A 25,082-nucleotide genomic window follows, 5' to 3' on the forward strand; every position below is an offset into this window, starting at 1 on the left:
TGCCTGTTCCATCTGTCTTCCTCGTGACCCTCATGTGTGATAGCAAGATTATACGCTCGGGCAGCATGAGGCGCGCCGAGCGCTCCCACCTAAAATATTTCCACACGGCACTTAATGAACTGCTGAAAGCGGTCGTCTTGTACTTGTGAGAGCGCGAAGAGGCGCACCATTCAACCGATTCACCCAATACCAGGAGTTCACCATGCTGAGCCTTCACACCAACGCCGCCGGCCTTTCCGCCCAAAACTCGATCTCGCGCACCCAGACCAGCCTGTCGACCTCGATGACCCGCCTGTCGACCGGTTACCGCATCAACTCGGCAATGGACGACGCTGCCGGCCTGCAGATCGCCACCCGCCTGAAAGCACAGACCAGCGGCATGGCCGTTGCAATGCGTAACACCCAGAATTCGACTTCGATGCTGCAGACCGCCGAAGGCGCGCTCGACGAAGTAAGCAACATGCTGGTCCGCATGAAAGACCTGGCAACCCAGGCCGCCGACCAGTCGTCGACCCAGGCCGACAAGGACGCCATGCAGCTGGAATTCGACGCACTCGGCCTGGAACTGGGCAACGTGATGAAGAACACCACCTTCGGCGGCGCCAAGCTGCTGGTCGGCGGTACCGTTGCCAGCGCCATGAAATTCCAGATCGGCGCGAGCTCGACCGAAACGATGGCGGTCGACCTGTCGGGTGACGTGACCGCGGCCGACACCAACGTCGGCCTGGCCACCGCCAACTACGGCGGCGCCGCCACCGGCACCGAAATCGCCAGCGGCGCTGCCGCCACCGCCTCGATCGCCAAGCTCGACACCGCGCTGGCATCGGTCGGCAAGGTGCGTTCGGGCCTGGGCGCTGCCGCCAACCGCCTGGAACACGTGTACAACAACCTGGCCAACGTCAGCACCAACAGCAAGGCCGCAACCGGCCGCATCATGGACACCGACTTCGCCACCGAATCGTCGAACATGACCGCCAAGCAGATGCTGATGCAAGCCGGCACCGCCATGCTGAAGCAGACCAACCAGATGTCGTCGATGGTCATGTCGCTCCTGCAGTAATCGAATTGTCACTGCGGCCTTCCGGGGCCGCGGGACTACCCGAAGCCAACCGCCGCGCGGTTGGCTTTTTTTTGGCCTTCGAATAAACTTCAAAATAATTTCCGTACGGCATTTAATGAATCGATGCGGGCGGTCGTCTTGTATCGTTGAGAGCGCGCAGAACCTTGCTCCAAACGACCCAACCAACCAGGAATAACACCATGCTGAGCCTTCACACCAACGCCGCCGGCCTTTCCGCCCAGAACTCGATCTCGCGCACCCAGACCAGCCTGTCGACCTCGATGACCCGCCTGTCGACCGGTTACCGCATCAACTCGGCAATGGACGACGCTGCCGGCCTGCAGATCGCCACCCGCCTGAAAGCACAGACCAGCGGCATGGCCGTTGCAATGCGTAACACCCAGAATTCGACTTCGATGCTGCAGACCGCCGAAGGCGCGCTGGACGAAGTGAGCAACATGCTGGTCCGCATGAAGGACCTGGCAACCCAGGCCGCCGACCAGTCGTCGACCCAGGCCGACAAGGATGCCATGCAGCTGGAATACGATGCACTGGGCACCGAACTGGGCAACGTGCTGAAGAACACCACCTTCGGCGGCGCCAAGCTGCTGATCGGCGGCACCATCGCCGGCGCCATGAAATTCCAGATCGGCGCGAGCTCGACCGAAACCATGACCGTCAACCTGGGCACCGACGTGGGCCAGATCGCCACCGACGTCGGCGCCGCGACGGCTTCGTACGCTGCGGGTGCAGCCGGTACCGAAATCTCGACCTCCGCCGGCGCCACTACCGCCATCGGCAGCCTCGACACCGCACTGGCGTCGGTCGGCAAGGTCCGTTCGGGCCTGGGCGCTGCCGCCAACCGCCTGGAACACGTGTACAACAACCTGGCCAACGTCAGCACCAACAGCAAGGCCGCAACCGGCCGCATCATGGACACCGACTTCGCCACCGAATCGTCGAACATGACCGCCAAGCAGATGCTGATGCAAGCCGGCACCGCCATGCTGAAGCAGACCAACCAGATGTCGTCGATGGTCATGTCGCTCCTGCAGTAATCGAATTTGTCACTGCGGCCTTCCGGGGCCGCGGGACTATCCGAAGCCAACCGCCGTACGGTTGGCTTTTTTTTGGCCCTTCGAAACCAGCTGAAAATAATTTCCGCACAGCACTTAATGAAACCCGGCGCGTAGTCGTCTTGTATCTTTGAGAGCGCGGAAAACCTAGCGCCAAACGTCTAACCCAACCAGGAATAACACCATGCTGAGCCTTCACACCAACGCCGCCGGCCTTTCCGCCCAGAACTCGATCTCGCGCACCCAGACCAGCCTGTCGACCTCGATGACCCGCCTGTCGACCGGTTACCGCATCAACTCGGCAATGGACGACGCTGCCGGCCTGCAGATCGCCACCCGCCTGAAAGCACAGACCAGCGGCATGGCCGTTGCAATGCGCAACACCCAGAATTCGACTTCGATGCTGCAGACCGCCGAAGGCGCGCTCGACGAAGTGAGCAACATGCTGGTCCGCATGAAGGACCTGGCAACCCAGGCCGCCGACCAGTCGTCGACCCAGGCCGACAAGGATGCCATGCAGCTGGAATACGATGCACTGGGCACCGAACTGGGCAACGTGCTGAAGAACACCACCTTCGGCGGCGCCAAGCTGCTGATCGGCGGCACCATCGCCGGCGCCATGAAATTCCAGATCGGCGCGAGCTCGACCGAAACCATGACCGTCAACCTGGGCACCGACGTGGGCCAGATCGCCACCGACGTCGGCACCGCGACGGCTTCGTACGCTGCGGGTGCAGCCGGAACCGAAATCAAGACCTCGGCTGGCGCCACCACCGCCATCGGCAACCTCGACACCGCGCTGGCGTCGGTCGGCAAGGTCCGTTCGGGCCTGGGCGCTGCAGCCAACCGCCTGGAACACGTGTACAACAACCTGGCCAACGTCAGCACCAACAGCAAGGCCGCAACCGGCCGCATCATGGACACCGACTTCGCCACCGAATCGTCGAACATGACCGCCAAGCAGATGCTGATGCAAGCCGGCACCGCCATGCTGAAGCAGACCAACCAGATGTCGTCGATGGTCATGTCGCTCCTGCAGTAATCACGGCTAGCTCCGGCTGAACCCAGCCGGGCGTAACATGGGCCAGCCGCACTCCGGCTGGCTTTTTTTTGGATCGCGCCATGAATCCTCTTTCGCTCTCGGCTCCCCTTCTCCCCCCGACCATGCCGCAGTTGCAGGTCGGTGCGGTCTCCCCGGTCGCGGCGGTCGCCTTTGCCGCCGCAGAGGCCGAACTGCCGCTGCCCCAATCGCAGCCGCTTCCCCTCGCCCTTGCCGCTGCGGACACCGGGCCGGGAGACGGCGCCGCGATGCGTCCGGACCAGGTGTTCATGTCGCGCCAGATGAGCTTCGGGCCCAGCGATGGCCGTACGCTGGCGGGCAACTGGCGCACGATGGTCGGCAATTACGGGGCGACGCTGCTCGAACGCGACCTGCGCACCCGCGGCGGCGCGCTGGCGCCTGCCTCGCTGCTCGCGGGCCAGGAAGGACGCACGCCGGGGCGCGCACTCGACGGCCAGCTGCTGCCGGCCGATGCCTGGCGCTTCACGGTGCACGCGGGCAGCGCCCAGGCCCAGCATTTGCAGGTCTTGCGCAAGGGAGCCGACGGCAGCGGCGGACGCCGGCGCCAGCCGCGCGCGGCGCTGCGACTGGAACTCGAGCTGGCCGACGGCACCCATGTCGCGGTGCAGGTCGAGCCGGTGCCGGGCGGCGTCGCCATCGAGATGGCGGCGCCCGATGCCGCGGCGCTGGCGCGCCTGCGCGCCCTGCAGCCGGCCCTCGACGCAGCGGTGGAACGCGCGGGACTGGTCGTGGTGAGGTGGCATTTCAGGACCGGCATCGTGCCGGCCGGGGCGGCGCACGCGCTGCTGGCGGCGGAGGATGCGGCGGAGGTGTTGACCTTGCCGGTGTTCCGGGCGGTGGCGGAGTTGGCCTTGATGTTGCCGGCGCAGGGGTGATTGGCTGGCCGTAGTGGTTTGCATGGGTACGAACGCGTGGGCACGGGTGCCCACCCTACGTTACACAAGCGCCAATGGTGAAAAACACCTGCTACCGTCGTGCATCGTAGGGTGGGCACCTGTGCCCACGCGTTTACATCGTGTGCACGTCGCGAATTACCCTACCGTCCCCACGATCGACACTTCCCGGTTCTCGGGAATCTCGTTATACGACAGCACATTCAGCCCCGGCGCAAACAGCTTGGCATAACGCGCCAGCAGCGGCCGCACCTGCGGCAGCACCAGCAGCAGCGGCGGCGTGTGCTGCCCCTTCATCTGCTCGCGCGCGACCGGCATGTTGATCTGCAGTTGCGACAGCAGCTGCGGATCGATCGGGTAGTTGTCCAGCGCGACCTTCCCGCCCCCGCTCTGGCGCGCCTGGTTCAGGGAACCGAGCAGCATGTTTTCCAACTCGGCCGACAGGTTAAAGGCCGGCATGTCCTTCTTCTTGCCGAACAGGCCGGAGACGATCTGGCGCCGCAGCGCGCAGCGCACTTCGGCCGCCAGCAGGATCGGATCCTTGGTGGTTTCCGAAGAGTCCAGCAGCGTGGTGCCGATGACGACGATATCCTTCAGCGACACGCCTTCCGCCAATAACACGCGGAACACCCGCAGCAGCTGGGTGTGGTTCAGCGCCTTTTCCAGTGCGCTCGCGAGCTTCGGCGAGAGCGCAGTCAGGCGCTCCATCAGCGCCGGCACGTCGTCGTGGCGGAACAGTTCGTGCAGGTGGTCGCGGATCACTTTCGAGCAGTGGGTCGCGATCACGCTCGGCACCTCGACCACCTGGTAACCGAGGCCCAGCGCATGGCCCTTCTGGTCGGGCGTGATCCAGGTGACGGCCATTCCAAAGGCCGGTTCCAGGCCCGGGATGCCATCGAGTTCGCCGTAGACGTTGGGCGACGGGATCGCCATCAGGTGTTCGGGATGAACCTCGCCCTCGGCCACGACCACGCCCGACAGGCTGACCGAATACTGCGAAGGCCGCAATGCGAGATCGTCGCGCACGCCGATGGCGGGCAACAGCACGCCCATCGACTCGGACAGGCTCTGGCGGATGCCCTTGATGCGCTTGGTGAGCTGCTCGCCCTGCGCCTTGTCGACCATGTTCACGAGTTTATAACCGACCGCCACCGAAATCGGCTGCACCACCGGCAGCTGTTCCCAGTCGAGTTCCGGCGCGCGGTCGTCGCGCAGGGCCGCTTCGATCGCGGCCACGCCGGCATTGTCGGCCGGCTGCACGCGGGTATGCAGGCGCCAGCCGGCGTAGCCCAGGGCGGCGGCGAAGACGAAGAAGACCAGCTTCGGCATGCCCGGCACCAGGGCCAGGATCACCATCACGCCGGAGGCGGCGAACAGCGTCGTCGGCTGGGCCAGCAGCTGGCTGCCGACCTGTTTATCGAGGTCCCCTGCTTCGCCGATGCGCGTCACCAGGATGGCGGCGGCGGCCGACAGCAGCAGCGCGGGGATCTGCGCGACCAGGCCGTCGCCGATGGTGAGCAGCGCATACACGCGGAAGGCTTCGCCGAGCGGCAGGTCGTACATCAGCGAACCGATTGCGATACCGCCGATCAGGTTGATGATCAGGATCAGGATCGAGGCGACGGCATCGCCGCGCACGAATTTGGAAGCGCCGTCCATCGCGCCGTAGAAGTCGGCTTCGGCGGCGACTTCCTTGCGGCGCAGCTGCGCTTTTTCCTGATTGATCAGTCCCGCGTTCAGGTCGGCGTCGATCGCCATCTGTTTGCCGGGCAGCGCGTCGAGGGTGAAGCGCGCCGACACTTCGGAGATACGTTCCGAACCCTTGGTCACGACCACGAAATTAATGATCATCAGGATGATGAACACCACCAGGCCGACCACGAAATTGCCGCCGATGACGACGTTGCCGAAGGATTCGATGACGTTACCGGCGGCGTGCGTGCCTTCGTGGCCATGCAGCAGGACCACGCGCGTGGAGGCCACATTCAGGGCGAGGCGCATCAGCGTGGTGCCGAGAATGACCGTCGGGAAGACCGAGAAGTCGAGCGGCCGGCGGGCAGAGACCGCGACCAGGATCACGATCAGGGCCAGCACGATGTTGAAGGTGAACAGGACGTCGAGCAGCACCGGCGGCAGCGGCAGCATGATCATCCCCAGCAGCATCAGGAGGAAGACCGGGGCGGCAAACTTCTGGCGCCGCAGTTCGGCGATAAAGGCGTTCAGGGAATTCATGAAGCGGATACCTCGCTCAAATGGTGTGGCACGGCCACGTCATTGGGGAACCGTGGGGGCGCCTGGCGCCGGCCATCACGGAAAGCATTCAATTGCAGCACATAGTTCAGCACCTGCGACACGGCCTGGTAAAGCTGGGCCGGAATCTGCTGCTGCACCTGGCTGGTGTTGTAGATCGCGCGCGCCAGCGGCGGCAGCGACACTGTCTCGATCTTGTGTTTCGCGGCGACGCCCTTGATGTAGAGCGCCATCTCGTCGACGCCCTTGGCCACCACGTACGGCGCCTCGGCACGGTTCGTATCGTATTTCAGGGCCACCGCGTAGTGCTCGGGATTGACGATCACGACGTCGGCCGTCGGCACCGTCTTGTTCACGCTGCGCTGGGCCAGCTGGCGCTGCAACTGGCGCACGCGCTGCTTCACTTCAGGGCGGCCCTCGCTGGTCTTGTGTTCTTCCTTCTGGTCCTGCTTGCTCATCCGCTGGTTCTTCGCAAACTGGAAGGCCTGGATCGGCACGTCGAGCACGGCGAAGATCACGAACACGGCGACCAGCGCGAACAGAGCGTCGAACATCATCGTCCCGCCGTGCACGATGGCGTCGCCCAGGGGCAGGCGTTGCAGGTCGATGTAGCCCGAGATGCCGGAGCGCGTCACGTGCACCAGCACGAAGCCCAGCACGACCGCCTTGCCCACCGCGACCGCAAAGCCGACCAGGTGCTTCTGGCTGAGCAGGTTGCCCAGGTTTTTCATCGGACTGAGGCGCTCGGCCTTCGGCATCAGGTTCTGCCCCGACATCACCCACCCGCCCGGCACCAGGCCGCCGACGACGATCGCCGCCGGCACCACCGCCAGCGGCAGCACCATCTTGACGAACAGCGTGGCGGCGGCCATGAAGACCACCGACATCGCGTTTTCCATCGCCCCCGTTTCTCCGAGCGGAACGAAGACGAGCCTGAAGATCGACCTGAACGATTCCAGGTAGGCCGGCAGCATCATCGAGAACACCTTCAGGCTCACCAGGATACCGATTGCGGTGGCCAGATCGCGCGAGCGGACCACCTGCCCTTCCTGGCGCGCTTTCCTCAGCTTTTGCGCTGAGGCCTTTTCGGTTTTGTCGCCGGTATCAGCCACGAGCGGCCCTCATCTGTTGCTGCAGCATTTCGAGTACCGCATTCGTCACCTGGATATAGTGTTCGGGGATGAAGCGCACCAGCTGCACCAGCATCATCAGGCCGAAGATGGTCACCAGCGAAAAGCCCAGCGAAAACAGATTCAGAGAGGGCGCCACGCGGTTCAGGAAGCCGAAGCCGATCTGCACCACCATCGTCGAAAACACGATCGGGAGCGCCAGCAGCATGGCCGCGGCGAACACCCAGCCCACGTTCAGCGCCACCGTCTGCAGCACGATCGACCCGAGCCCCTGCCCCACCGGCCAGGCGTGGAAGCTCTGGCCCAGGACCGTCGTCAGCACGAGGTGCCCGTCGATCGCGAAGAAGACGAAGATCGCGACCAGCGCCAGCAGGCTCGAGATCACGTCCGACTGCTGGCCGTTGACCGGGTCGTTCATCTGCGCCATCGAAAAGCCGATCTGGCTCGAGGCGAGAAAGCCGAGCATCGAGATGGCCGATGTTGCGAACTGCAGCGCGAAACCCATCACGCCGCCGATCACCGCCTGCTCGAACATGGCGACCACGCCGGCCAGCGAAAACGGATCGGGCATGGCCATGTTTTTCGTCAGCGGCAGCATCAGGAAGGCGATCACCAGCGACAGCAGCGCGCGCACGGGAATCGGCACCATGCCGTCGCCGATCGCCGGCGCGCTCGATAACAGCGCCATGATGCGGCAGAACGGCCACCACAGGGCGCCGATCAACGGCAGCAGGTAGCTGACGAAATCCATCTAGCTTGCTAATGTGGCCGCGCGCTGGAACACCGACACGCAATAGTCCATCAGGTAGCCGGTCATCCAGTGACCGGCCAGGATCAGCGCCGCCAGCGTCACCAGGAGGCGCGGCAGGAAGCTGAGGGTTTGTTCGTTGATCTGGGTGGCCGCCTGCACCAGGGCGACGACCAGGCCCATGAGCAGGCCCGGCACCACCAGAACCAGCACCAGCAGCATCACCACGCGCAGCGCTTCGGCGATCAGGTCGACCGCAACATCAGGATTCATTTGAAGGCTCCGGGCTAATAACCGTGGATACTGCCCACGAGCGTGTTGACGGTCAGGGTCCAGCCGTCCACCAGCACGAACAGCAGCAGCTTGAACGGAAGCGAAATGACGAGCGGCGACAGCATCATCATTCCCATCGCCATCAGCACCGAGGACACCACCAGGTCGATGATCAGGAAGGGAATGAAGAGCATGGCGCCGATCTGGAACGCGGTCTTCAGTTCGGACAGCACGAAGGCGGCCAGCTTGACGGTGAAGGCACGCTCCTCGGGCTTCATCGCAGGCGCTTCGCCGGCCAGGTGCGCAACCTGGGCCAGCGCGCTCTTGCTGGTCTGGGCCAGCATGAAGCGCGACAGCGGGACTTCGGCCGTTTTCAGGGCCTGCTCCAGGCCGATCTTGTTCTGGTCATAGGGCAGGAAGGCTTCGTTCCAGACCTGCACGCCGATCGGGCGCATCACCAGCAGCGTGAGGATCAGCGCGATGCCGGTCACGACCCGGCTCGGCAAGCCTTGCTGCAGGCCGAGGGCCTGGCGCAGCAGCGAGAGCACGATCACGAAGCGGGTGAAGCTGGTCGTCATCATGACCAGCACGGGCAGCAGCCCGAGCAGCGTCATCAGCACCAGGATCTGCGACTTGACGCTCATCCCGGTCTTGGCGCCAGGGATGACGCCCGCCATCAGGTCCTGGGCGTTGGCAGCGGAAGCAAACAACAGAAGAGCGGCGCCCGCCAGCGTCAACGCTGTCGCAGCGCGTAGCGCGGTGTCCCCGACACGGCGCGTAGCGGTGCTACTTACCCTCATCATGCCGTGATCAGGTCCAGGTTCAGGCCGTCGAGATCGATCACCTTCAGGCCGTACTGTTCACCCGACACCACGACTTCAGCGCGCCCGATCGGAGCGCCGTTGACCTTGATGACCAGCGGTTCGCCGGCCACCGCGTCGAGCGGCAGCACGCTCGACGGACCGAGGTCCATCAGGTCCTGCAGCGAGATGCGGGCCGAGCCCACTTCCAGCGTCAGCGTGACCGGGATGCGGCGCATCATCTGCGGCAGGCGAGGATTGCGCGCGGGTGCGCCGACTTCCACGTTTTCGTCCAGCAGCACGTCGACATCCAGTTGATCGTTGAGGTTCATGTCCATTTATTCAGCGTCTTCAAAAGAGGTTAAACACAGCTTGCCCTTGTGCTCGGCGACAGCCGCCGTGAACAGGCGCGCTTCGTCGAGCAGGACGTCGGCGCGGCCGACGGAAACCGGAATCACGTCGCCTACCTTCAGGCCGAACAGCGCCTCCAGCGTGATTTCATGGCTGATCAGGCGTCCGTCCAGCTTGACCTTCAGGCTGGTGCCGATCGATTCACCGGTGCGCTGCGCGCGTTGCGGGCGCTCCGGCTGCAGGGCCTGCAGGATCAGGCCCATCATGCGCGCATCCGGCGCCATGAAGCAGCGCGCGGTACTGCCGCCCTGCGGTTCGCGCAGGGTGACGGCCAATACCCAGGCGTTCTTGCCGGGTGCCGCCGCCGGCGTTGCAGCGGTGGGAGTCGATGCCGCCGCGCGCCGTTCGACCTCGACGCCGGCGGCGCTGGCGGCCACCCGTACGCGCATCGCCAGCACTTCGAACAATTGCTGCGTCAGCGTGACGGCAAGGCGCTCTTCGGTGGCGGTGACGCGCTCGCCGGCCGGATCGCTCAGCGGCCTGGCCGGGCCCTTGGCGCTGTAGCGCGCTTCCAGCAGGCCCACCAGCAGGGCACGCTCGAAAGCGACGGCGGCCACGCCATGCGGTCCGCTCATCGACAGCCAGCGCAGGGCGCCGCCCTCCGGTGCGCGTTCGAAGGCGACCTGCGCCAGTTCGAAGCTGCTCCAGTAGCGGCGCCAGCCGGGTGCGGACAGCATCGCCGTCATATCCTCGGCGAAGGCGCCCGCAAACGACGGCAGCAAATGCACGGGCCGGCCCAGCAGGGCCGGATCGAGCACTTGATGGGGACGCTCTTGAACAGTTGAATTGTTAAACGGCATAAATGTCGTATTTAGAATAATTGGCAGGAAGTGTTTTTATTTCATTCCCTAAGGCAACAATTATACCTGCTTAGATGTTTCGGATCACTTGATATTCCTCTTTGAATTCCCCGTTGCCCTACGGTAAGATCGTATCTTCAATTGCGCGCCTCCCTGCGGCACAGAGCGGCCTTACGAGGGAAAACGTGAACTTTACAGCGGTTTGGATCATGTTTCTATGTAAGTTTAACATGCGCAATATTTAACATTTGGCGTAAAGGTCGCAGATTTTAATCGTCGAATGTCGCAGAAAAGCTACTCAGCCTGTCACCCACACGCAACATTGAACGCATAGGATTTAACAAATGGGAATTGAAATAGCCGGTCAGATCAAAGCCGACCTTGCCGCACTGACAAACGAAGCGCAACGCCTGGCGATTGCATCATCTGTCGAACTGGCAACGCCCAGTGGTCAAACCGACTTCTCTTTTGCCCAGACGATGAAAAATGCGATCCAGGGCGTCGATGCCCAGGACCAGGCAGCGGCCGTCAAGATGGCGGACGTCGACAGCGGCAAGAGCGACGACCTGGTCGGCGCCATGCTGGCCAGCCAGGAAGCCAGCCTCTCCTTCTCGATGCTGATGCAGGTACGTAACAAGGTCATGGGCGCGGTCGACGAACTGATCAAGCTGCCGGTCTGACTTAGTTGGAATAAACGGAAAACCTTAACGTGATTTCGAAACTCAAGAATGCCTTTGGCGGCGCCAGGTTCGGCGCCCTGCCCGGCCTGCCGCCGGCGCTGCGCAACAACCTGACGCCGCTGCTCGTGCTGGCGGTGGTCATTACCGCCGCCGTCATGATGTTCATGTGGCAGGACCAGGCCAACTACAAGCCGGTCTTCGGCGCCCGCGAAAAGGTCGCGGCCAGCGACATGATGACCGTGCTCGAAGCCGAGCACATCCCCTACCGCATCCATCCGGACAGCGGCCAGGTAATGGTGCCGTCCGGCGATCTGGGCAAGGTCCGCATGCTGCTCGCGGCGAAGGGCGTCACCGCCCAGCTGCCGGCGGGCCTGGAACTGATGGACAAGAACGATCCGCTGGGCGTGTCGCAGTTCGTGCAGGACGTGCGCTTCCGGCGCGGCCTGGAAGGCGAACTGGCGCAAAGCATCCTGACGCTGGACGCGATCGCGTCGGCGCGCGTGCACCTGGCGATCGCCAAGACCAATTCGTTTGTCGCCGGCGCCTCGGACCAGAGCTCGGCCTCGGTCGTGATCGCGACCAAGCCTGGCCGCACCCTCGGCAACGAGCAGATTGCCGCCATCGTCAACATGGTCTCGGGCAGCGTCGCCAGCCTGTCCCCGGCGCGCGTGTCGCTGGTCGACCAGGCCGGTAACTTCCTGTCCTCGCGCGTCGACCTGGCCGAAGGCTTCGATGGCGCCTCCCAGGGCGACGCCGCCGCGCTGCGCGTGTCGAACGAAGTGCGCGCCAACGTGAACGAGCTGCTCGGTCCCGTACTGGGCGCGAACAACTACAAGGTCAGCGTCACCGCCGACATCGACAACGACAAGATCGAAGAGACCCAGGAAAAATACGGCGAAGCCCCGAAGGTCACCAGCGAAGCGATGCGCGAAGAGCTGGAAAAGAGCCGCCTCGCGATGGGCGTGCCGGGCACCCTGTCGAACCGTCCTCCGGTCGCTGCCGATCCGGCCACCCCTGCCGCACCGGGCGCGGATGGCGCACCTGCCGCCGACAAGGGCAACGACAACGCCAACTCGCGCAAGAACGCGACCACCCGCCAGTACGCCTACGACCGCGCGATCACCCAGATCAAGCGTTCGCGCGGCCGCCTGCGCAAGCTGTCGGTGGCGGTGGTGCTGAACAACGCCAGCGCGGCCAACGCGAAGACCGGCTACACCCCGGCCGAACTGGCGAACATCGAGAAGATGCTGCGCGGCGGCCTCGGTATCGACACGGCGCGCGGCGACGTTCTCGCCGTGTCGGCCCTGAGCTTCCCGAAAGCCGCTCCGGTCGAGCCGTGGTGGCAGGAGCGCGACACCATCGTCGACGCCACCGGCTACGGCCTCTGGATCGTCGGTGCCCTGCTCGGCTATCTGCTGCTGGCGCGTCCGATGCTGCGCACGGTGACGGCGCGCATGGCGCCGGCCCTGCCGGCCCCGGGTGCGGCCGGTGCCGGCCCGGCCGCCGCGCTGCCGAATGCGACGGCCGCTGCGGCCCCTGCCCTGGCCAACGCCGCGGCCGTGGGCGCATCGCCGAGCGGCGCGGCCGCGGTCGTGCCGCTGCTGGAAAACTATGATCTGCCGCCTGCGGGTTCCGCCGTGGATGTGATGGTCGATCACCTCAAGGTGCTGGCCGGTAAAGAGCCGGAGCGCGTTGCCGAAGTCGTCAAACAATGGGTGCAGAAAAAACATGGCCGAACTGAACAATAACGACGAGGGCGTCGTCCTGACCCCGGTCGAGCAAGCTGCGATCGTCCTGCTGTCGATCGGTGAAGAGCCGGCCGCCGCCGTGCTGCGCTGCCTCGAGCGCGACGAACTGATCGAACTGACCCAGGTGATGTCGCGCATGAGCGGCATCAAGGTCGACTCGGTCAAGTACGCGGTCCAGAATTTCTTCGACGACTACCGCGAACAGAGCGGCCTGCACGGCGCCTCGCGTACCTATCTGAAGCGCTCTCTCGACCTGGCTTTGGGCAGCGACATCGCCAACAGCGTCCTGAACACGATCTACGGCGACGCGATCCGCCCGATGATGGCGCGCTTGCAGTACGCCTCGCCGAAGTGGTTGGCCGAATTCATCTCGCACGAGCACGTGCAGATGCAGGCCGTGTTCCTCGCCTTCCTGTCCCCGGCGCTGGCCGGCCAGATCATCGAAGGCCTGCCGGAAGCCAGCCGCGACCTGGTGCTGCTGAACCTGGCGCGTCTGGACGAGATCGACCGCGACCTGCTGAAGGAACTCGAAGACCTGGTCACGCGCTGCCTGTCCGCGCTCGACACGCAAAGTGCGAGCGTCGAAGGCGTGCGCCAGGTGGCCGAGATCCTGAACCGCCTGCCGAACAACCGCGCCGGCATGGTCGAACTGTTGCGCGCCCACGATCCGGACGTCGTGTCGCAGATCGAGATGTCGATGTACGACTTCTTCATCCTGTCGCGCCAGACCGAACAGGTCATCACGCGCCTGCTCGACGACATCCCGCTCGAGCAGTGGGCGATCGCGCTCAAGGGCGCCGAGCCGGCCCTGCGCGACGCCATCCTGTCCGCGATGCCGAAGCGCCAGGCGCAGAGTTTCGAGGACCTGATGCGCCGTTCGGGTCCGGTGCCGATGTCGCGCATCGAGCAGACGCGCAAGGACATCATGGTTGCCGTGAAGGCGCTGGCCGACGCCGGCGAAATCGACGTGCAGCTGTTCGCCGAGGCTACTGCGGAATGAAGCAATTCCGGCCTTATCACTTCCCGCCCCTGCACCAGGTGCGCGCCGCGAACGGTACCCTGCCTGCCGCCGGTGAGGGTGCGCCCTCGCAGGAGGACTGGGACAGCGCGCTGGCCGCCGGCTACCGCCAGGGCCAGCAGGACGGCTTCGACGCCGGCTACGAAGCCGCGCGCGCCGAAGGCTTTGCCCGCGGCCAGGAAGAAGGACTCGAGCGCGGCCTGGAAGAAGGCCGCGCCCAGGCGCTGGCCCACCTGGAGCAGATCGGCAAGCCGGTCGACAATGCCCTGAAAGCCCTGAAAAAACTGAAAAGCGATTTCAAGGCCGCCCAGCGCAAGGAAGTCGTCGACCTGGTCGGCAAGATCGCGCGCCAGGTCATCCGCGCCGAGCTGGCCCTGCAGCCGACCCAGCTGCTGGCCCTGGTCGACGAGGCCCTGGCCGCGATGCCGCCGGCGCGCGACACCGTCGAAGTGCTGATGAATCCGGAAGAACTCAAGCGCGTCAGCGAACTCGATCCGAAGCGCGTGAAGAAGTGGAGCCTGCTGGCCGACCCTTCCCTGGCGCCGGGCGAGATCCGCGTCAAGGCGGGCGACCACGAAGTCGATGCCGGCTGCCAGGGCCGCCTCGCCGCCTGCATGGACCAGGTGCGCGACGCTGTCGCGGGCACGGAAGAAGAACAGGCATGAGCGATCTCCTCGCCTCCCTGCGTTCGCTCGACATCGGCGCGGTTCCGGTCGCGACGCCGACCGGCCGCCTGGTCGGCGCGCAAGGCCTGCTGCTGGAGTCCGTCGGCTGCAAGCTGCACACGGGCCAGCGCTGCCGCGTCGAACTCAATGACGGCGGCTGGCTCGATGCCCAGGTCGTGGGTTTCCGCGACAAGGTCTCCTACCTGATGCCGTTCAAGAAGTCGAACGGCCTGGCAACGGGCGCGCGCGTGCTGCCGGAGAAGTCCGCAGCGAGCCTGATGATCGGCCCGTCCTGGCTTGGCCGCATGGTCAATGGCCTCGGCGAAGAGATCGATGGCCTGGGCCGCCTCGGCGGCGACCAGCCCCTGAATTTCACCCCGCCGAAGGTCAACCCGCTGCGCAAGACGCCGGTGGACGAACCGCTCGACGTCGGTGTGCGCGCGATCAATTCGATGCTGACCCTCGGTAAAGGCCAGCGTGTCGGCCTGATGGCCGGTTCCGGCGTCGGCAAATCGGTGCTGCTTGGCCTGATCACGCGCCAGACCGTGGCCGACGTGATCGTGGTCGGCCTGATCGGCGAGCGTAACCGCGAGGTGCGCGAATTCGTCGAGAAATCGCTTGGCCCCGAAGGCCTGAAACGTGCCGTGCTGGTCGTGGCGCCGGCCGACGAATCGCCGATGATGCGCGTCATGGCCACCGAATTGTGCCATTCGGTCGCGGCCCATTTCCGCGACCGCGGCCAGAACGTGCTGTTGCTGGTCGACTCCCTGACCCGCTATGCGATGGCGCTGCGCGAAGTGGCGCTGTCGCTGGGCGAACCGCCGGCCACGCGCGGCTATCCGCCGTCGGTGTTCTCGAACCTGCCGCAATTGGTCGAATCGGCCGGCAACGGCGAAAACCCGAACGGCAGCATGAGCGCCATCTATACCGTGCTGGCCGAAGGCGACGACCAGCAGGACCCGGTGGTCGACACCGCGCGCGCGATCCTGGATGGCCACATCGTGCTCACGCGCGAACTGGCCGAGCGCGGACACTATCCGGCGATCGACGTCGCCCAGTCGATCAGCCGCTGCATGGCGCAAGTGGTGACGCCCGAGCATTCGAACGCGGCGCGCAAACTCAAGGCCGCGATGGCAAAGCATGCGCGCGTGCGCGACCTGATTCCGCTGGGCGCCTACACGCCGGGCGCCGATCCGGAAACCGACCGCGCCGTGCGCCTGCAGCCGCACATCGACGCCTTCCTGTGCCAGGGCACGCGCGAAGGCGCGCCGCTCGACACTTGCGTCACCCAGCTGCAAGGGATGATGGCATGACCCGGCGCGACCAGATTCAGAGCCTGGGCACGCTGGTCGACCTGCGCAGCCTCGAGGTCGACAAGCTGCAGACGGAACTCGCGCGACAGCAGGCGACGCGCGCGCGCTACCAGGCCAACCTGGAACGGCTGCAGGCGCTGGCCGAAGGCAGCGGCGCGTCAGGCAATCCCCCCGCGGGCCGCCTGGCGCCGGCGCTGGCCCTGAACTGCGGACAGTACAAGCAAGCCGTGTTCGCCATGGCCGACACCCACCGCACCGACCTCCAGCTGCATGAGGCGAACATGGCGGTCTCGCAGCGCAACCTGGCGCAAGCCTGGACGCGCCGCGAACTGCTCGGCAAGGTGCTCGAGCAACAGCAGGACGCGCTGGCGCGCGAGCAGGATCGTGCCGCCCGCAAGCGCGAAGACGATATCGCCACCCAGTCGTGGCTGGCAGGCCGGGCGTAACGCCCCTCACAAGGAAAACTCATGGCAACTATCGGCACCTATGACCCGACAACGACGGCCCAGGCACTGGCGCAAAGCTTTACCGCCGGCACCCAGCAGATCCTGACGCGCCAGACCGGAACCGCCACCGCCGTCCAGAAGGCATTGACGTCGCTGAGCTCGGCGCTGTCCGGTTTCCAGACCAGCCTCTCGGCCCTGACCGGCGTGGGCAAGAGCCTGTCGGCCAACAGCGCCCTCTTCAGCGACACGAGCGTTGCCAGCGCCACCGCGACGCCGACGGCCGCAGCCGGCACCTATTCGTTCTTCGTCGAGCAGGTCGCCACCGCGCACAAGCTGTCGTACAGCGGCATGACCGACTTTGCCGGCACGGGCTCGATCACGCTGGGCGTCGGCAGCGGCTCGTTCACGATCGACCTCAGCACCAAGGCGACCTGGACCACGCGCGACCTGGCGGCGGCGATCAATGGCGCCACCGGCAACACCAGCCTGTCAGCCTCGGTCGTCACCACCGGCGCCACCTCCGAACTCGTGCTGAGCTCCACCGCCACCGGCGCGGCGAATACCATCAGCGTCAGCACCAGCGCCACCGCCGACACCGCACTGAAGACGAAAGTGGGCGCCGCGCCGACCCTGCTGTCGGCGGCACAGGACGCGATCGTGCACATCGGCTCGAGCAGCGGCACTGCCATTACCCAGCCCGGCAACACCTTCAACGTGATCGACGGCGTCAGCATGACGCTGACGAAAGCGCAGGCCCCCGGCAGCACGCCGGTCATGCTCACCGTCGCCGCCGACGCGTCGAAAACGACCTCCAACGTCCAGGCCTTCGTCGACGCCTACAACAAGCTGAAGACGGCGATCGACGGCATGGTGAGCCCGGGCGACACCGTCAGCGGCGGCGCGGCCGGGGCCTTTGCCGGCGACAGCGGCGTACGCGCCCTGCGCGACCGGCTCGTCAGCCTGGTGCGCGGCAGCGGTGGGACCAGCCTGGCCGTGTTCGGCATCATCGCCACCCGCGAAGGCACGCTTTCCGTCGACAACGCCAAGCTGACCAAGGCGCTGGCGGCCAACCCCACCGGACTCGATACCCTGATCGGCAGCAGCGGCGCCACGTCGACCGGCATCGCCGGCAAGCTCGACACCTACCTGAAGACCTGGACCAGCAGCAACGGCCAGATCAGCAGCCGCAAGGAGGCCGTCACCAAGCTGCAGGCGAGCTTGACGGATCGTCAAACCTCGCTCGACCGCCAGTACGACAGCGCCTACAAGCGCTACCTGGCGCAGTTCACGCAGCTGCAGTCCGTTCAAAGCAGCATGTCCTATAACACCTCGCTGTTCGACGCTTTGTTCAGCAGCGCCAAAGAGTAAACTCATAGCCATGTCCTATCAAGAAGCTTACGGTAATTATCATGCGGTCAATCTCGATGCGCAGACCTCGCGCGCGACTCCGGTCGAGCTTGTTTTACTGCTGACCGACGGCCTGCTCGACGAACTGGCGCGCGTGCGCGGCCACATCGTCGGCAAGCGTTACGAGCAGAAAGCGGCCGGCATCGACAAATGCTGCGAAATCATCAACGGCCTGGCCAGCTCGCTCGACTTCGAGCAGGGCGGCGAAGTCGTGGCCAACCTGGCCAACCTGTACGACTTCTGTTCCTCGCGCCTGCAGGGCGCGGGCATCAAGATGGATCCGGCGATGGTCGACGAAGTGGTCGGCGTGCTGACCACGATCCGCCAGGGCTGGCAAGGCGTGCAGGAACGCAATGCCTAAAAGTGCTGCGATCGGCAAGCTGGCCGCCGCCTTCCACGATGCCGGCGCCACGCGCGACTGGGAACGCCTGGACGCCCTCGCCCGCGCCCTTCCGGCGCAGTTGTCCAGCCTCGGCGCGCGCGCTTCGTGGAGCCCGGCCGAACTGGCCGCGCTGGCGCAGCTGCGCGCGGCCCACGACGGCGCCGCCGCTGCCTGCGGCGTGGCGCTCGACACCCTCGGCGCGCGCCTTGCCGACATGCGTAACAACAAGGATGGCTGGATCGCGTATGCGCTCACCAGCGAAACCGAATTAGCCGGACACCAAGAATGAATGTGACCCTGACCAACCTGAACCAGCCGGCCGCATCCGCCTCATTGGCAAAAGGCGCAGCTCCCGCGGCGGCGAACGATGCCGCGTCGCCCGCCGCGCCCGTCGCGTCCGATACTGCAGGCGCGGCGCCTGCCCAAGCTGCGGCACTCGACGTCGGCCAGCCGATCCCGGCCCAGCCGGCGCTCGGCTTTGCCCAATGGCTCGGGCTCGACCAGCTGGCCGCGCCGGCCGCCGACGCGGCCCCCGCCACACCGGACGGCGCGGTGGCCGCGGCCGAAGCCGACGCCGGGACTGCGGCCGACGAACAGCAAACCGCCGACACGCCCCTGCTGGGCGCAATGGCCATGTCGATGCCGCTGATGCCGGTCGCGCAAGCCACGCTGGCGGCGGTCGTCGCCGCGCTGCCGGGCGTACCGGCTGCTAAAGAATCCGAACCAGCCGCCGATACCGACATTTCGCTCCCGGGCGCATCGGCCAGGACCGGGCGCGCCGAACCGGCCGCGCAGTCCACCATCGCCGCCGCGCCTGCGCTGCCGCTGACCCAGGCCGCCGTCGAGGCGGCACCGGCCAGCGCACCGAAAGCGGCACCGGTCACGCTGGCCGCCGACACCCCGGCAGCGAACGGCGACGCATCGCGGGACCAGGCCGCGCCGGCCGTCGAGCGGGGCACAGCGAACAGCTTCGGCGTGGCCGCACCGGCGCCTGGCGCCGCGCAGCGCACGGCCGATACGGTCACGCTGTCGGGTCCACCGACCGCCTGGCGCCAGACCCTGCAGGAAGCGCTCGGCGAGCGCCTGCACCTGCAGGTCGGCAAGAACGCCGAGCAGGCCGTGATCCGCCTCGAGCCGCCGATGCTGGGCCGCGTCGAGATCGCGATCCGTCACAGCGCCGGTTCGCTGGAAGTGCATATTTCGGCGACCAACGGCGAAGTGCTGCGCCAGCTGCAAAGCGTCAGCGAAGGCTTGCGCAACGACCTGGCCCAGCGCCAGTTCACCGACGTCGCGGTCAACATCGCCCAGGCGCCGCGTGGTGCGAGTTCGGCGCCGATGTTCGCCGGCGGCGAAGGCCGCGGGCGCCAGCAGGACGGCCGCCAGCAGGAGCAAACCCCGGGCGAAGCCCTCGCAGAAGCGAATACCGGCAATTCCCCGTTCTCCTTGAACGGGCGCGGTTGATCCGGACATTCGGCCGTAGCTAACTAACTGAACGAACAATGAACAGCAAGATGAAAATGATTGTCGGCGTGTTCGCCGTCGTGCTCGTGGCAGCCGGTGCGGCCGGTGGCGCCATGTGGTGGATGAAGTCGCAGGAAGCCGCGCCCGGTGCGGAAAAAGTCGCGCACGCCGAGCCGAAAAAGGAAAAGAAGTCGGACAAGCCGGCCAAATACGTCACCCTCGACAAGGTGATCGTGATGCTCAAGCGCGGTCCGAACGAAACGACCACGCACTACCTGTCGACCGACCTGGTGCTGGCGACCGACGAGGAAGGCGAGAAGCCGACCAAGGAACACCTGCCGCTGCTGCGCGCGGTCGCGGTGCGCTCGCTGTCGGCCTACACGCTGGCGGAAGCCTCGACGATGTCGGTCGAGCAGTATGCCGCGCAGCTGAACAAAACCTTCAATGCCAGTTATGCCAGCGAAGAACGGGAAAAACCGTTCGGCGAAGTCATGATCGGCAAGCTGATCGTCGAATAAGGCCCGGGGATCGAATGGCCTATTCAGCCGACTACCTTGACGCCTCCTGCGCCAGCGACTACCAGGAGGCATCCGCTGCCGCCGGCATGAGCGCGCGCGAGGAGCAGCAGCACCTGGTCGCCTATGCGCCGCTGGTCAAGCGCATCGTGCGCCAGTTGAATTCGCAAGTGTCCGGCGTGATGTCGCGCGAGGACATGGAGCAGATCGGCCTGATGGGCCTGTTGGAGGCGCTGCGCCGCTACGGCGCGCCCGACACCGGCTTCGGCAGCTTCGCCTCGCTGCGCATCCGCGGCGCCATCCTCGATGAGCTGCGCCGCCAGGACTGGCGCCCGCGCGCCGTGCGCCAGGACGCGCACCGCGTGCGCGACGGCCTGCGCGCCCTCACCCGCAACCTGGGCCGCGAGCCGACCCCGCAGGAAGCCGCCGATTCGCTCGGCATCACCCAGGAAGCGTATTACCAGCACCTGCTGGACGACGGCGCCGAAGAGATGCTGAGCTTCGACGAAGTCCTGCAGGAAGCGACCGAGAATGCCCACAGCACGCCCGGCCCGGAAGATTCCTTCATGGTGCGCCGCAGCCTGGAACAGGCATTGGGCGCGCTGTCCGAGCGCGAACAGCGCGTGATCCAGATGATCTATGAGTTCGAGCTCAGCTACAAAGAAATCGCCGCCGTGCTCGACCTGTCCGACGCCCGCGTCTGCCAGCTCAACAAGAGCGCGCTGGCCAAGATGAAGGCCGCCATCGGGGCGCGCTGACCACAACAAGAGAAACAACCATGATCCTCATCCAGAAAGGCCTGTCATGCAGCAATTCCTAGGTATCTTCATCGTGCTCGGCTGCGTGTTCGGCGGCTTCGCGCTGATGGGCGGCACGGCCACGGCCATCTGGCACCCGGTCGAGATCCTGATCATCGTCGGCGCGGCCTTCGGCGCCCTCGTGATCGGCAACGAGAAGCACGTGCTGGCCGAGATGGCGCACCAGCTCAAGAAAATCGCGTCGCGCAAAAAGCACGACTCGGAATTCCAGCGCCAGCTCCTGCTGCTGATGTACGAACTGTTGCAACTGGCCGCCGGCGGCCTGAAGGCGCTCGACGCCCACGTCGAGGCCCCGCGCGAAAGCGCGATCTTCCAGCGCTACCCGCGCATCCTGGACGAGCCGAAGCTGCTGGCCTTCATCGTCGACAATTTCCGCCTGATGGCGATGGGCAAAATCAACGCCCACGAACTGGAAGGCGTGCTCGAACAGGAACTGGACGCGATCCACGAAGAACTGACCCAACCGTCGAAATCGCTGCACAAGATCGCCGAAGGCATGCCGGGCTTCGGCATCCTGGCCGCCGTTCTCGGCATCGTGATGGCGATGTATTCGGTGGCGGAAGGCGCGGATTCGGGCGCGATCGCGGAGAAGGTCGGCGCGGCGATGGTCGGTACCTTCATCGGCATCTTCTTCTGCTACGGCCTGCTCGACCCGCTGTCGAACATGATGAAGCAGCTCGTCAACGGCGAAGCGTCGACCATGGAAACCGTGAAGGTCGTGCTGTGCACCCACGTGGCCGGCAAGCCTGCCCTGCTGGCGATCGACGCCGGCCGGCGCCTGATCCAGCTGAACACGAAGCCGAGCTTCGCCCAGCTGGAACAGTGGATCAACGCGATGGGCGGCGACGACGAATCGCAGAACAAGCGGCGCCGTAACAGCGATCGCATGACGGGGTAAGCTGTGTCCAAGCTGAACGACAAGCATCACGAACAGACCATCATCAAGCGTGGTGGCGGCAAGCACGACCACGACGAGCACGGCGGCGCCTGGAAAGTCGCGTTCGCCGACTTTTGCCTGGCCCTGCTGTCGCTGTTCCTGGTGCTGTGGCTGATGGCCGCGCGCGAGAAGGAAGCGATCCAGGCCATGACGAAGGACGCCGCGGCCGGCCAGCTGGAAGGTCCCGGCAAGCGTCCGGAAATCGCCACATCGCCGAGCGGCAGCCTGATCGAACGCTTCCCGACCATGCATGACGGCATGGGCCCTGCCCAGGGCACCGGCGCCACGGCCGACACCCGCGTCTCCTACGACTCGCCGGCCGACCTGAAGTCGCTGTCGAAAAAGCTGGAAAAGATGAGCGAAGAAGCCGGACTGGCTGCCAACCTGCACGCCGAGGTGACGCCCTACGGCCTGCGCGTGATGCTGCACGATACCGACCGCCAGGGCATGTTCATGCGCGGCAGCGCGCTGCCGACCGGACGCTTCGCGCGCCTGCTGCAGAAAATGGGCCCGCTGTTCGCGCAGATGGAAAACCAGATGCTGATCGTCGGCCACACCGACTCGGTGCAGTACACGTTTGCAGAGAAGACCGGCATGTCGAACTGGTCGCTGTCCTCGAACCGTGCGATGGCCGCGCGCGCCCAGCTGCTCACGGGCGGCATGCGCAGCGACAGCGTGCTGCAGGTGGTCGGCATGGCCGACCGCGCCCCGCTCGACGACAAGCGGACCGATGCCGACGTCAACCGCCGCATCGAGCTGATGATTTTGACCCGCGCCCAATCGCGCTCGGTGGCCGCGATGTTCGGCGCACCCGGCGCGACCGAGCTGCTGACTGACGGCGTGTCGGTCAGCGCTCCTGGCGGAGAGACCAGGCCGCTGCGCGGCCAACTGGCGAAGTAACCATGACGATTCAATCCAAGACCCGAGGTACCCGCATGAAAATCACTGGAACCGGCGCCCCGACCATGACGCCTGCGATTGGCGCAGTTGCCGCTCCTTCCGATGCCGCTCCTGCCGCGGCCCCGGTGGCGGACAGCAGCCCTGCCCTGCAATCGGAAGTGCTGCAGCCCGCCGCCAGGGCGCTGGCCGCCCTGCCCGACTTCGACGCCGCGCGCGTGGCCGAACTGCGCGACGCGCTGGCCAAGGGCGAACTGCCTTTCGATGCGGGGCGCCTCGCGGGCCTGATCCAGCGCTTCCACGGGAGCCGCTAATGTCCGCTTATTCGCCCGCAGTTTCCCCTCGCATGACACGCCAGCAGGCGGCGGCCTCTCTGGTTGAAGGCGTCGAGCAGGACCTGGGCGCCGCGAGCGCGATCCATGCGCTGCTCGAGCGCCAGTTCCAGGCTGCCCTGCGGCACCAGGGCGCGGAACTGGGCGCCCTCGCCGAGGAGCTGACGCCGGCGCTGGACGCCATGGATGCGCGCCGCCGCCAGCGCGTGGCGCTGGTGCGCGCGCTGCAGGGCCCCGAAGGCACGATGGCCGGCTTCATCGCGGCCCAGCCGGAACCCGGCCGCGCCAGGCTGGCGGCGTCGTGGGGCGAGCTGGAACGCCTGGTCGTGCTGTGCAAGAGCGCGACCACGCGCAACAGCAACCTGCTGGCCGAACAGTTCTCGACCATGCAGCGCGTGCTGCACAACGCGGACGGTACCTATGCGCCACGCTGAGTTCTCGACGTCCTCGATCGCGGCCACGCTGCCGACGGAATCGACCCGCCCGACCGCCGCGATCGGTGGCGGCAGCGGCTTCGGCCAAACCTTCGCCAGGGTGCAGGGCGAAGTCGCCGATTTCATCCAGAACGGCGGCGGTGCCTCGGCGCCCGACCTGACGCCCGAGGGCAGCCTGTGGCGCGCGCGCAGCGCCGCCTCGGTGCTGGCCGCGCCCGAGGTGGATGGAAATTCCGACGACAAGTCGACCAGCGAAGACCAGCAGGCCTTCCTGGAAAGCATCGCGCCGTGGGCGAAGGAAGCGGCCGATAAACTGGGCGTTGCGCCGGAACTGGTGCAGGCTCACGCCGCGCTCGAATCGGGCTGGGGCCAGCGCCCCATCATGCGCACCGGCGCCGGCGACGGTGCGAGCAGCCACAACCTGTTCGGCATCAAGGCCGGCGGCAAATGGGATGGCGCCGTGGCCGAATCGGCCACCACCGAATACGTGGGCGGCGCCGCACTGAAGACGAAGGAACGCTTCCGCGCCTATCCGGATGCGGCCAGCGCCTTCCGCGACTACGCCCGGATGCTGCTCGATAACCCGCGCTATAAAGGCGCGATCGGCGCCGGCAACGACGCGCATGCCTTCGCCCAGGGCCTGGCGAAAGGCGGCTACGCCACCGACCCGGCCTACGCGTCCAAGCTGGCGCGCCTGGCCGGCAAACTGCAAGGCATCAACGGCTGATGAATCAGCGGGTCAGGCGAGACATCTCGCTCGGTTCCACCGTGCCGGGCGCGACGACCCGCATGCGCAGGGTCTGGCCGCTGGTGCTGTTGCGCACGCGGATCGTTGCACCTTTGGTACCGGCATCGAGCGCTTCGCCGGCCGTGCTGACCTCGATGCCTTCGATGCGCGCAATCATGACGACGGCGTCGCCGCGTTTGACCAGGACGGGTGCCGATAGCGAACTGTTACGGAGAACGTCGCCCGCGCGCAACATTCTGCGGCTCGTTTGGCCGACAGCGTCATTTGGATCAATCACAGGGTCCGTAATGCTGGTAATGTCCCGTTGCTCTACGGTAACATGTGACTCCGTGAGTGCTTCGTTTGCCGCGACCGGGGCGGCCATGACGACGACCTCCGCCGAAATGCGGGCCCGGACGATGTATTCGAGGCGGGAATTGCCGGTTTGAGGGCAGCGCACCGCGAAGCGCATACGGTTCGGTTGCCGGGTGTCGAGCGTTTCGACCTCGACCGGCCCCGGACACGCGATTGGTGCCCGCGGCGGTACCACGGCCAGCTCGAAGCGGGGAGCGCGCAAGCCGGAGGCGCTGGCCTGTTTTTCCAGCTGGGCGCGGGCAGCCTCCTCGACCTGGGTGGCGACGGAGGGCGCGGCGCACACCGGCGCCGAGGCCAGCGCAAGGGGCAGGACGAGAACAAGAACAGCACGAAGAATCATTGCAGCAACCCTGGCAATCAAAGATTTACCCATTCTAACGAAACACACTGCAGTTCACCGATGGA

The 25,082-nt window shown here is 65.9% G+C and carries 29 protein-coding genes; 21 read left to right on the forward strand and 8 right to left on the reverse strand.

Annotated features, from left to right (window positions below; all coding sequences use genetic code 11):
* Window positions 1-202: 202 nt before the first annotated feature.
* The 4 genes from LPB04_RS00060 to LPB04_RS00075 all read left to right on the forward strand — a co-directional run bounded on the left by LPB04_RS00060 (window position 203) and on the right by LPB04_RS00075 (window position 4,092).
* Complete coding sequence (locus LPB04_RS00060; RefSeq protein ID WP_193686796.1) at window positions 203-1,060, forward strand: flagellin N-terminal helical domain-containing protein; 858 nt, start codon at window positions 203-205, stop codon at window positions 1,058-1,060.
* 200 nt (window positions 1,061-1,260) lie between these two features.
* Window positions 1,261-2,118, forward strand: coding sequence for a flagellin N-terminal helical domain-containing protein (locus LPB04_RS00065; RefSeq protein ID WP_193686797.1), 858 nt, complete (start codon window positions 1,261-1,263; stop codon window positions 2,116-2,118).
* A 202-nt stretch (window positions 2,119-2,320) separates the two neighbouring features.
* On the forward strand, window positions 2,321-3,178 hold the full coding sequence (locus tag LPB04_RS00070; RefSeq protein ID WP_193686798.1) for a flagellin N-terminal helical domain-containing protein: 858 nt from the start codon (window positions 2,321-2,323) through the stop codon (window positions 3,176-3,178).
* A gap of 80 nt (window positions 3,179-3,258) precedes the next feature.
* Window positions 3,259-4,092 (forward strand): hypothetical protein, encoded by an 834-nt coding sequence (locus LPB04_RS00075; protein ID WP_193686799.1) that lies wholly within the window; start codon window positions 3,259-3,261, stop codon window positions 4,090-4,092.
* A gap of 156 nt (window positions 4,093-4,248) precedes the next feature.
* On the opposite strand, the gene LPB04_RS00080 is transcribed toward LPB04_RS00075, so the two are convergent.
* The 7 genes from LPB04_RS00080 to LPB04_RS00110 are packed head-to-tail and all read right to left on the reverse strand — an operon-like array spanning window position 4,249 to window position 10,480.
* Entirely contained in the window at window positions 4,249-6,342 is a 2,094-nt protein-coding gene (locus LPB04_RS00080; protein ID WP_193686800.1) for a flagellar biosynthesis protein FlhA, read from the reverse strand.
* Window positions 6,339-7,472: a flagellar type III secretion system protein FlhB gene (gene flhB / locus LPB04_RS00085; protein WP_193686801.1), complete on the reverse strand. Its 1,134-nt coding sequence runs from the start codon at window positions 7,470-7,472 to the stop codon at window positions 6,339-6,341. The genes LPB04_RS00080 and flhB overlap by 4 nt, the downstream gene beginning before the upstream one ends.
* A complete protein-coding gene (fliR, locus tag LPB04_RS00090; RefSeq protein WP_193686802.1) occupies window positions 7,465-8,241 on the reverse strand; it encodes a flagellar biosynthetic protein FliR in 777 nt (258 codons plus the stop codon). Before fliR ends, flhB begins: the two co-directional genes overlap by 8 nt.
* Window positions 8,242-8,511 (reverse strand): flagellar biosynthesis protein FliQ, encoded by a 270-nt coding sequence (fliQ, locus tag LPB04_RS00095; protein ID WP_193686803.1) that lies wholly within the window; start codon window positions 8,509-8,511, stop codon window positions 8,242-8,244.
* Window positions 8,512-8,525: 14 nt separating this feature from the next.
* A complete protein-coding gene (gene fliP, locus LPB04_RS00100; protein ID WP_193688799.1) occupies window positions 8,526-9,311 on the reverse strand; it encodes a flagellar type III secretion system pore protein FliP in 786 nt (261 codons plus the stop codon).
* Window positions 9,311-9,649 carry a FliM/FliN family flagellar motor switch protein gene (locus LPB04_RS00105; RefSeq protein ID WP_193686804.1) on the reverse strand — a complete coding sequence of 113 codons (339 nt, stop codon included), beginning with the start codon at window positions 9,647-9,649 and terminating at the stop codon, window positions 9,311-9,313. Before LPB04_RS00105 ends, fliP begins: the two co-directional genes overlap by 1 nt.
* Window positions 9,650-10,480, reverse strand: a complete 831-nt coding sequence (locus LPB04_RS00110) for a FliM/FliN family flagellar motor switch protein (RefSeq protein WP_193686805.1) — start codon at window positions 10,478-10,480, stop codon at window positions 9,650-9,652. It abuts the gene before it with no gap.
* 386 nt (window positions 10,481-10,866) lie between these two features.
* On the opposite strand from LPB04_RS00110, the gene LPB04_RS00115 reads away from it, so the two are divergent.
* Genes LPB04_RS00115 through LPB04_RS00195 form a run of 17 tightly spaced genes read left to right on the forward strand, consistent with a single transcriptional unit; the run spans window position 10,867 to window position 24,302 of the window.
* Complete coding sequence (locus LPB04_RS00115; RefSeq protein WP_193686806.1) at window positions 10,867-11,202, forward strand: flagellar hook-basal body complex protein FliE; 336 nt, start codon at window positions 10,867-10,869, stop codon at window positions 11,200-11,202.
* Between the two features lie 29 nt (window positions 11,203-11,231).
* Entirely contained in the window at window positions 11,232-12,950 is a 1,719-nt protein-coding gene (gene fliF, locus LPB04_RS00120; RefSeq protein WP_193686807.1) for a flagellar basal-body MS-ring/collar protein FliF, read from the forward strand.
* On the forward strand, window positions 12,931-13,950 hold the full coding sequence (locus LPB04_RS00125) for a flagellar motor switch protein FliG (protein ID WP_193686808.1): 1,020 nt from the start codon (window positions 12,931-12,933) through the stop codon (window positions 13,948-13,950). The genes fliF and LPB04_RS00125 overlap by 20 nt, the downstream gene beginning before the upstream one ends.
* The gene (gene fliH / locus LPB04_RS00130; RefSeq protein WP_193686809.1) at window positions 13,947-14,633 is read left to right on the forward strand and encodes a flagellar assembly protein FliH; all 687 of its coding nucleotides are present in this window, start codon (window positions 13,947-13,949) and stop codon (window positions 14,631-14,633) included. Before LPB04_RS00125 ends, fliH begins: the two co-directional genes overlap by 4 nt.
* Entirely contained in the window at window positions 14,630-15,946 is a 1,317-nt protein-coding gene (gene fliI / locus LPB04_RS00135; RefSeq protein ID WP_193686810.1) for a flagellar protein export ATPase FliI, read from the forward strand. Before fliH ends, fliI begins: the two co-directional genes overlap by 4 nt.
* A complete protein-coding gene (fliJ, locus tag LPB04_RS00140; RefSeq protein ID WP_193686811.1) occupies window positions 15,943-16,392 on the forward strand; it encodes a flagellar export protein FliJ in 450 nt (149 codons plus the stop codon). The genes fliI and fliJ overlap by 4 nt, the downstream gene beginning before the upstream one ends.
* A 21-nt stretch (window positions 16,393-16,413) precedes the next feature.
* On the forward strand, window positions 16,414-17,760 hold the full coding sequence (gene fliD, locus LPB04_RS00145; RefSeq protein WP_193686812.1) for a flagellar filament capping protein FliD: 1,347 nt from the start codon (window positions 16,414-16,416) through the stop codon (window positions 17,758-17,760).
* 10 nt (window positions 17,761-17,770) lie between these two features.
* Window positions 17,771-18,160 (forward strand): flagellar export chaperone FliS, encoded by a 390-nt coding sequence (gene fliS / locus LPB04_RS00150; protein WP_193686813.1) that lies wholly within the window; start codon window positions 17,771-17,773, stop codon window positions 18,158-18,160.
* Window positions 18,153-18,470: a hypothetical protein gene (locus LPB04_RS00155; RefSeq protein WP_193686814.1), complete on the forward strand. Its 318-nt coding sequence runs from the start codon at window positions 18,153-18,155 to the stop codon at window positions 18,468-18,470. The genes fliS and LPB04_RS00155 overlap by 8 nt, the downstream gene beginning before the upstream one ends.
* Window positions 18,467-19,642 carry a flagellar hook-length control protein FliK gene (locus tag LPB04_RS00160; protein WP_193686815.1) on the forward strand — a complete coding sequence of 392 codons (1,176 nt, stop codon included), beginning with the start codon at window positions 18,467-18,469 and terminating at the stop codon, window positions 19,640-19,642. The genes LPB04_RS00155 and LPB04_RS00160 overlap by 4 nt, the downstream gene beginning before the upstream one ends.
* A gap of 50 nt (window positions 19,643-19,692) precedes the next feature.
* A complete protein-coding gene (locus LPB04_RS00165; RefSeq protein WP_227496559.1) occupies window positions 19,693-20,160 on the forward strand; it encodes a flagellar basal body-associated FliL family protein in 468 nt (155 codons plus the stop codon).
* A 14-nt stretch (window positions 20,161-20,174) separates the two neighbouring features.
* Window positions 20,175-20,915, forward strand: coding sequence for a FliA/WhiG family RNA polymerase sigma factor (locus tag LPB04_RS00170; RefSeq protein ID WP_193686817.1), 741 nt, complete (start codon window positions 20,175-20,177; stop codon window positions 20,913-20,915).
* 46 nt (window positions 20,916-20,961) lie between these two features.
* Window positions 20,962-21,873 carry a flagellar motor stator protein MotA gene (gene motA / locus LPB04_RS00175; protein ID WP_193686818.1) on the forward strand — a complete coding sequence of 304 codons (912 nt, stop codon included), beginning with the start codon at window positions 20,962-20,964 and terminating at the stop codon, window positions 21,871-21,873.
* 3 nt (window positions 21,874-21,876) lie between these two features.
* On the forward strand, window positions 21,877-22,812 hold the full coding sequence (locus LPB04_RS00180) for a flagellar motor protein MotB (protein ID WP_193686819.1): 936 nt from the start codon (window positions 21,877-21,879) through the stop codon (window positions 22,810-22,812).
* Between the two features lie 35 nt (window positions 22,813-22,847).
* Window positions 22,848-23,123 carry a flagellar biosynthesis anti-sigma factor FlgM gene (gene flgM / locus LPB04_RS00185; RefSeq protein WP_193686820.1) on the forward strand — a complete coding sequence of 92 codons (276 nt, stop codon included), beginning with the start codon at window positions 22,848-22,850 and terminating at the stop codon, window positions 23,121-23,123.
* Window positions 23,124-23,155: 32 nt separating this feature from the next.
* A complete protein-coding gene (gene flgN / locus LPB04_RS00190) occupies window positions 23,156-23,575 on the forward strand; it encodes a flagellar export chaperone FlgN (RefSeq protein ID WP_227496560.1) in 420 nt (139 codons plus the stop codon).
* Entirely contained in the window at window positions 23,562-24,302 is a 741-nt protein-coding gene (locus tag LPB04_RS00195) for a glycoside hydrolase family 73 protein (RefSeq protein WP_193686822.1), read from the forward strand. Before flgN ends, LPB04_RS00195 begins: the two co-directional genes overlap by 14 nt.
* Before the next feature lie 4 nt (window positions 24,303-24,306).
* On the opposite strand, the gene flgA is transcribed toward LPB04_RS00195, so the two are convergent.
* Window positions 24,307-25,017, reverse strand: coding sequence for a flagellar basal body P-ring formation chaperone FlgA (gene flgA / locus LPB04_RS00200; RefSeq protein ID WP_193686823.1), 711 nt, complete (start codon window positions 25,015-25,017; stop codon window positions 24,307-24,309).
* Window positions 25,018-25,082 lie beyond the last annotated feature (65 nt).

The sequence above is a fragment of the Massilia litorea genome (genome assembly GCF_015101885.1).
In the GTDB taxonomy this organism is placed as follows: domain Bacteria; phylum Pseudomonadota; class Gammaproteobacteria; order Burkholderiales; family Burkholderiaceae_D; genus Telluria; species Telluria litorea.

Coding starts and splice junctions, on each gene's coding strand:
- fliI (WP_193686810.1), top strand. CDS start 14,630: ATGAGCGATCTCCTCGCCTCCCTGCGTTCGCTCGACATCGGCGCGGTT.
- flgA (WP_193686823.1), bottom strand. CDS start 25,017: ATGATTCTTCGTGCTGTTCTTGTTCTCGTCCTGCCCCTTGCGCTGGCC.
- LPB04_RS00070 (WP_193686798.1), top strand. CDS start 2,321: ATGCTGAGCCTTCACACCAACGCCGCCGGCCTTTCCGCCCAGAACTCG.
- LPB04_RS00115 (WP_193686806.1), top strand. CDS start 10,867: ATGGGAATTGAAATAGCCGGTCAGATCAAAGCCGACCTTGCCGCACTG.
- LPB04_RS00195 (WP_193686822.1), top strand. CDS start 23,562: ATGCGCCACGCTGAGTTCTCGACGTCCTCGATCGCGGCCACGCTGCCG.
- LPB04_RS00125 (WP_193686808.1), top strand. CDS start 12,931: ATGGCCGAACTGAACAATAACGACGAGGGCGTCGTCCTGACCCCGGTC.
- LPB04_RS00170 (WP_193686817.1), top strand. CDS start 20,175: ATGGCCTATTCAGCCGACTACCTTGACGCCTCCTGCGCCAGCGACTAC.
- fliD (WP_193686812.1), top strand. CDS start 16,414: ATGGCAACTATCGGCACCTATGACCCGACAACGACGGCCCAGGCACTG.
- LPB04_RS00155 (WP_193686814.1), top strand. CDS start 18,153: ATGCCTAAAAGTGCTGCGATCGGCAAGCTGGCCGCCGCCTTCCACGAT.
- flgN (WP_227496560.1), top strand. CDS start 23,156: ATGACACGCCAGCAGGCGGCGGCCTCTCTGGTTGAAGGCGTCGAGCAG.
- fliQ (WP_193686803.1), bottom strand. CDS start 8,511: ATGAATCCTGATGTTGCGGTCGACCTGATCGCCGAAGCGCTGCGCGTG.
- fliJ (WP_193686811.1), top strand. CDS start 15,943: ATGACCCGGCGCGACCAGATTCAGAGCCTGGGCACGCTGGTCGACCTG.
- LPB04_RS00080 (WP_193686800.1), bottom strand. CDS start 6,342: ATGAATTCCCTGAACGCCTTTATCGCCGAACTGCGGCGCCAGAAGTTT.
- LPB04_RS00160 (WP_193686815.1), top strand. CDS start 18,467: ATGAATGTGACCCTGACCAACCTGAACCAGCCGGCCGCATCCGCCTCA.
- LPB04_RS00060 (WP_193686796.1), top strand. CDS start 203: ATGCTGAGCCTTCACACCAACGCCGCCGGCCTTTCCGCCCAAAACTCG.
- fliP (WP_193688799.1), bottom strand. CDS start 9,311: ATGAGGGTAAGTAGCACCGCTACGCGCCGTGTCGGGGACACCGCGCTA.
- LPB04_RS00065 (WP_193686797.1), top strand. CDS start 1,261: ATGCTGAGCCTTCACACCAACGCCGCCGGCCTTTCCGCCCAGAACTCG.
- fliS (WP_193686813.1), top strand. CDS start 17,771: ATGTCCTATCAAGAAGCTTACGGTAATTATCATGCGGTCAATCTCGAT.
- LPB04_RS00075 (WP_193686799.1), top strand. CDS start 3,259: ATGAATCCTCTTTCGCTCTCGGCTCCCCTTCTCCCCCCGACCATGCCG.
- LPB04_RS00105 (WP_193686804.1), bottom strand. CDS start 9,649: ATGGACATGAACCTCAACGATCAACTGGATGTCGACGTGCTGCTGGAC.
- flgM (WP_193686820.1), top strand. CDS start 22,848: ATGAAAATCACTGGAACCGGCGCCCCGACCATGACGCCTGCGATTGGC.
- LPB04_RS00165 (WP_227496559.1), top strand. CDS start 19,693: ATGAAAATGATTGTCGGCGTGTTCGCCGTCGTGCTCGTGGCAGCCGGT.
- fliR (WP_193686802.1), bottom strand. CDS start 8,241: ATGGATTTCGTCAGCTACCTGCTGCCGTTGATCGGCGCCCTGTGGTGG.
- fliH (WP_193686809.1), top strand. CDS start 13,947: ATGAAGCAATTCCGGCCTTATCACTTCCCGCCCCTGCACCAGGTGCGC.
- motA (WP_193686818.1), top strand. CDS start 20,962: ATGCAGCAATTCCTAGGTATCTTCATCGTGCTCGGCTGCGTGTTCGGC.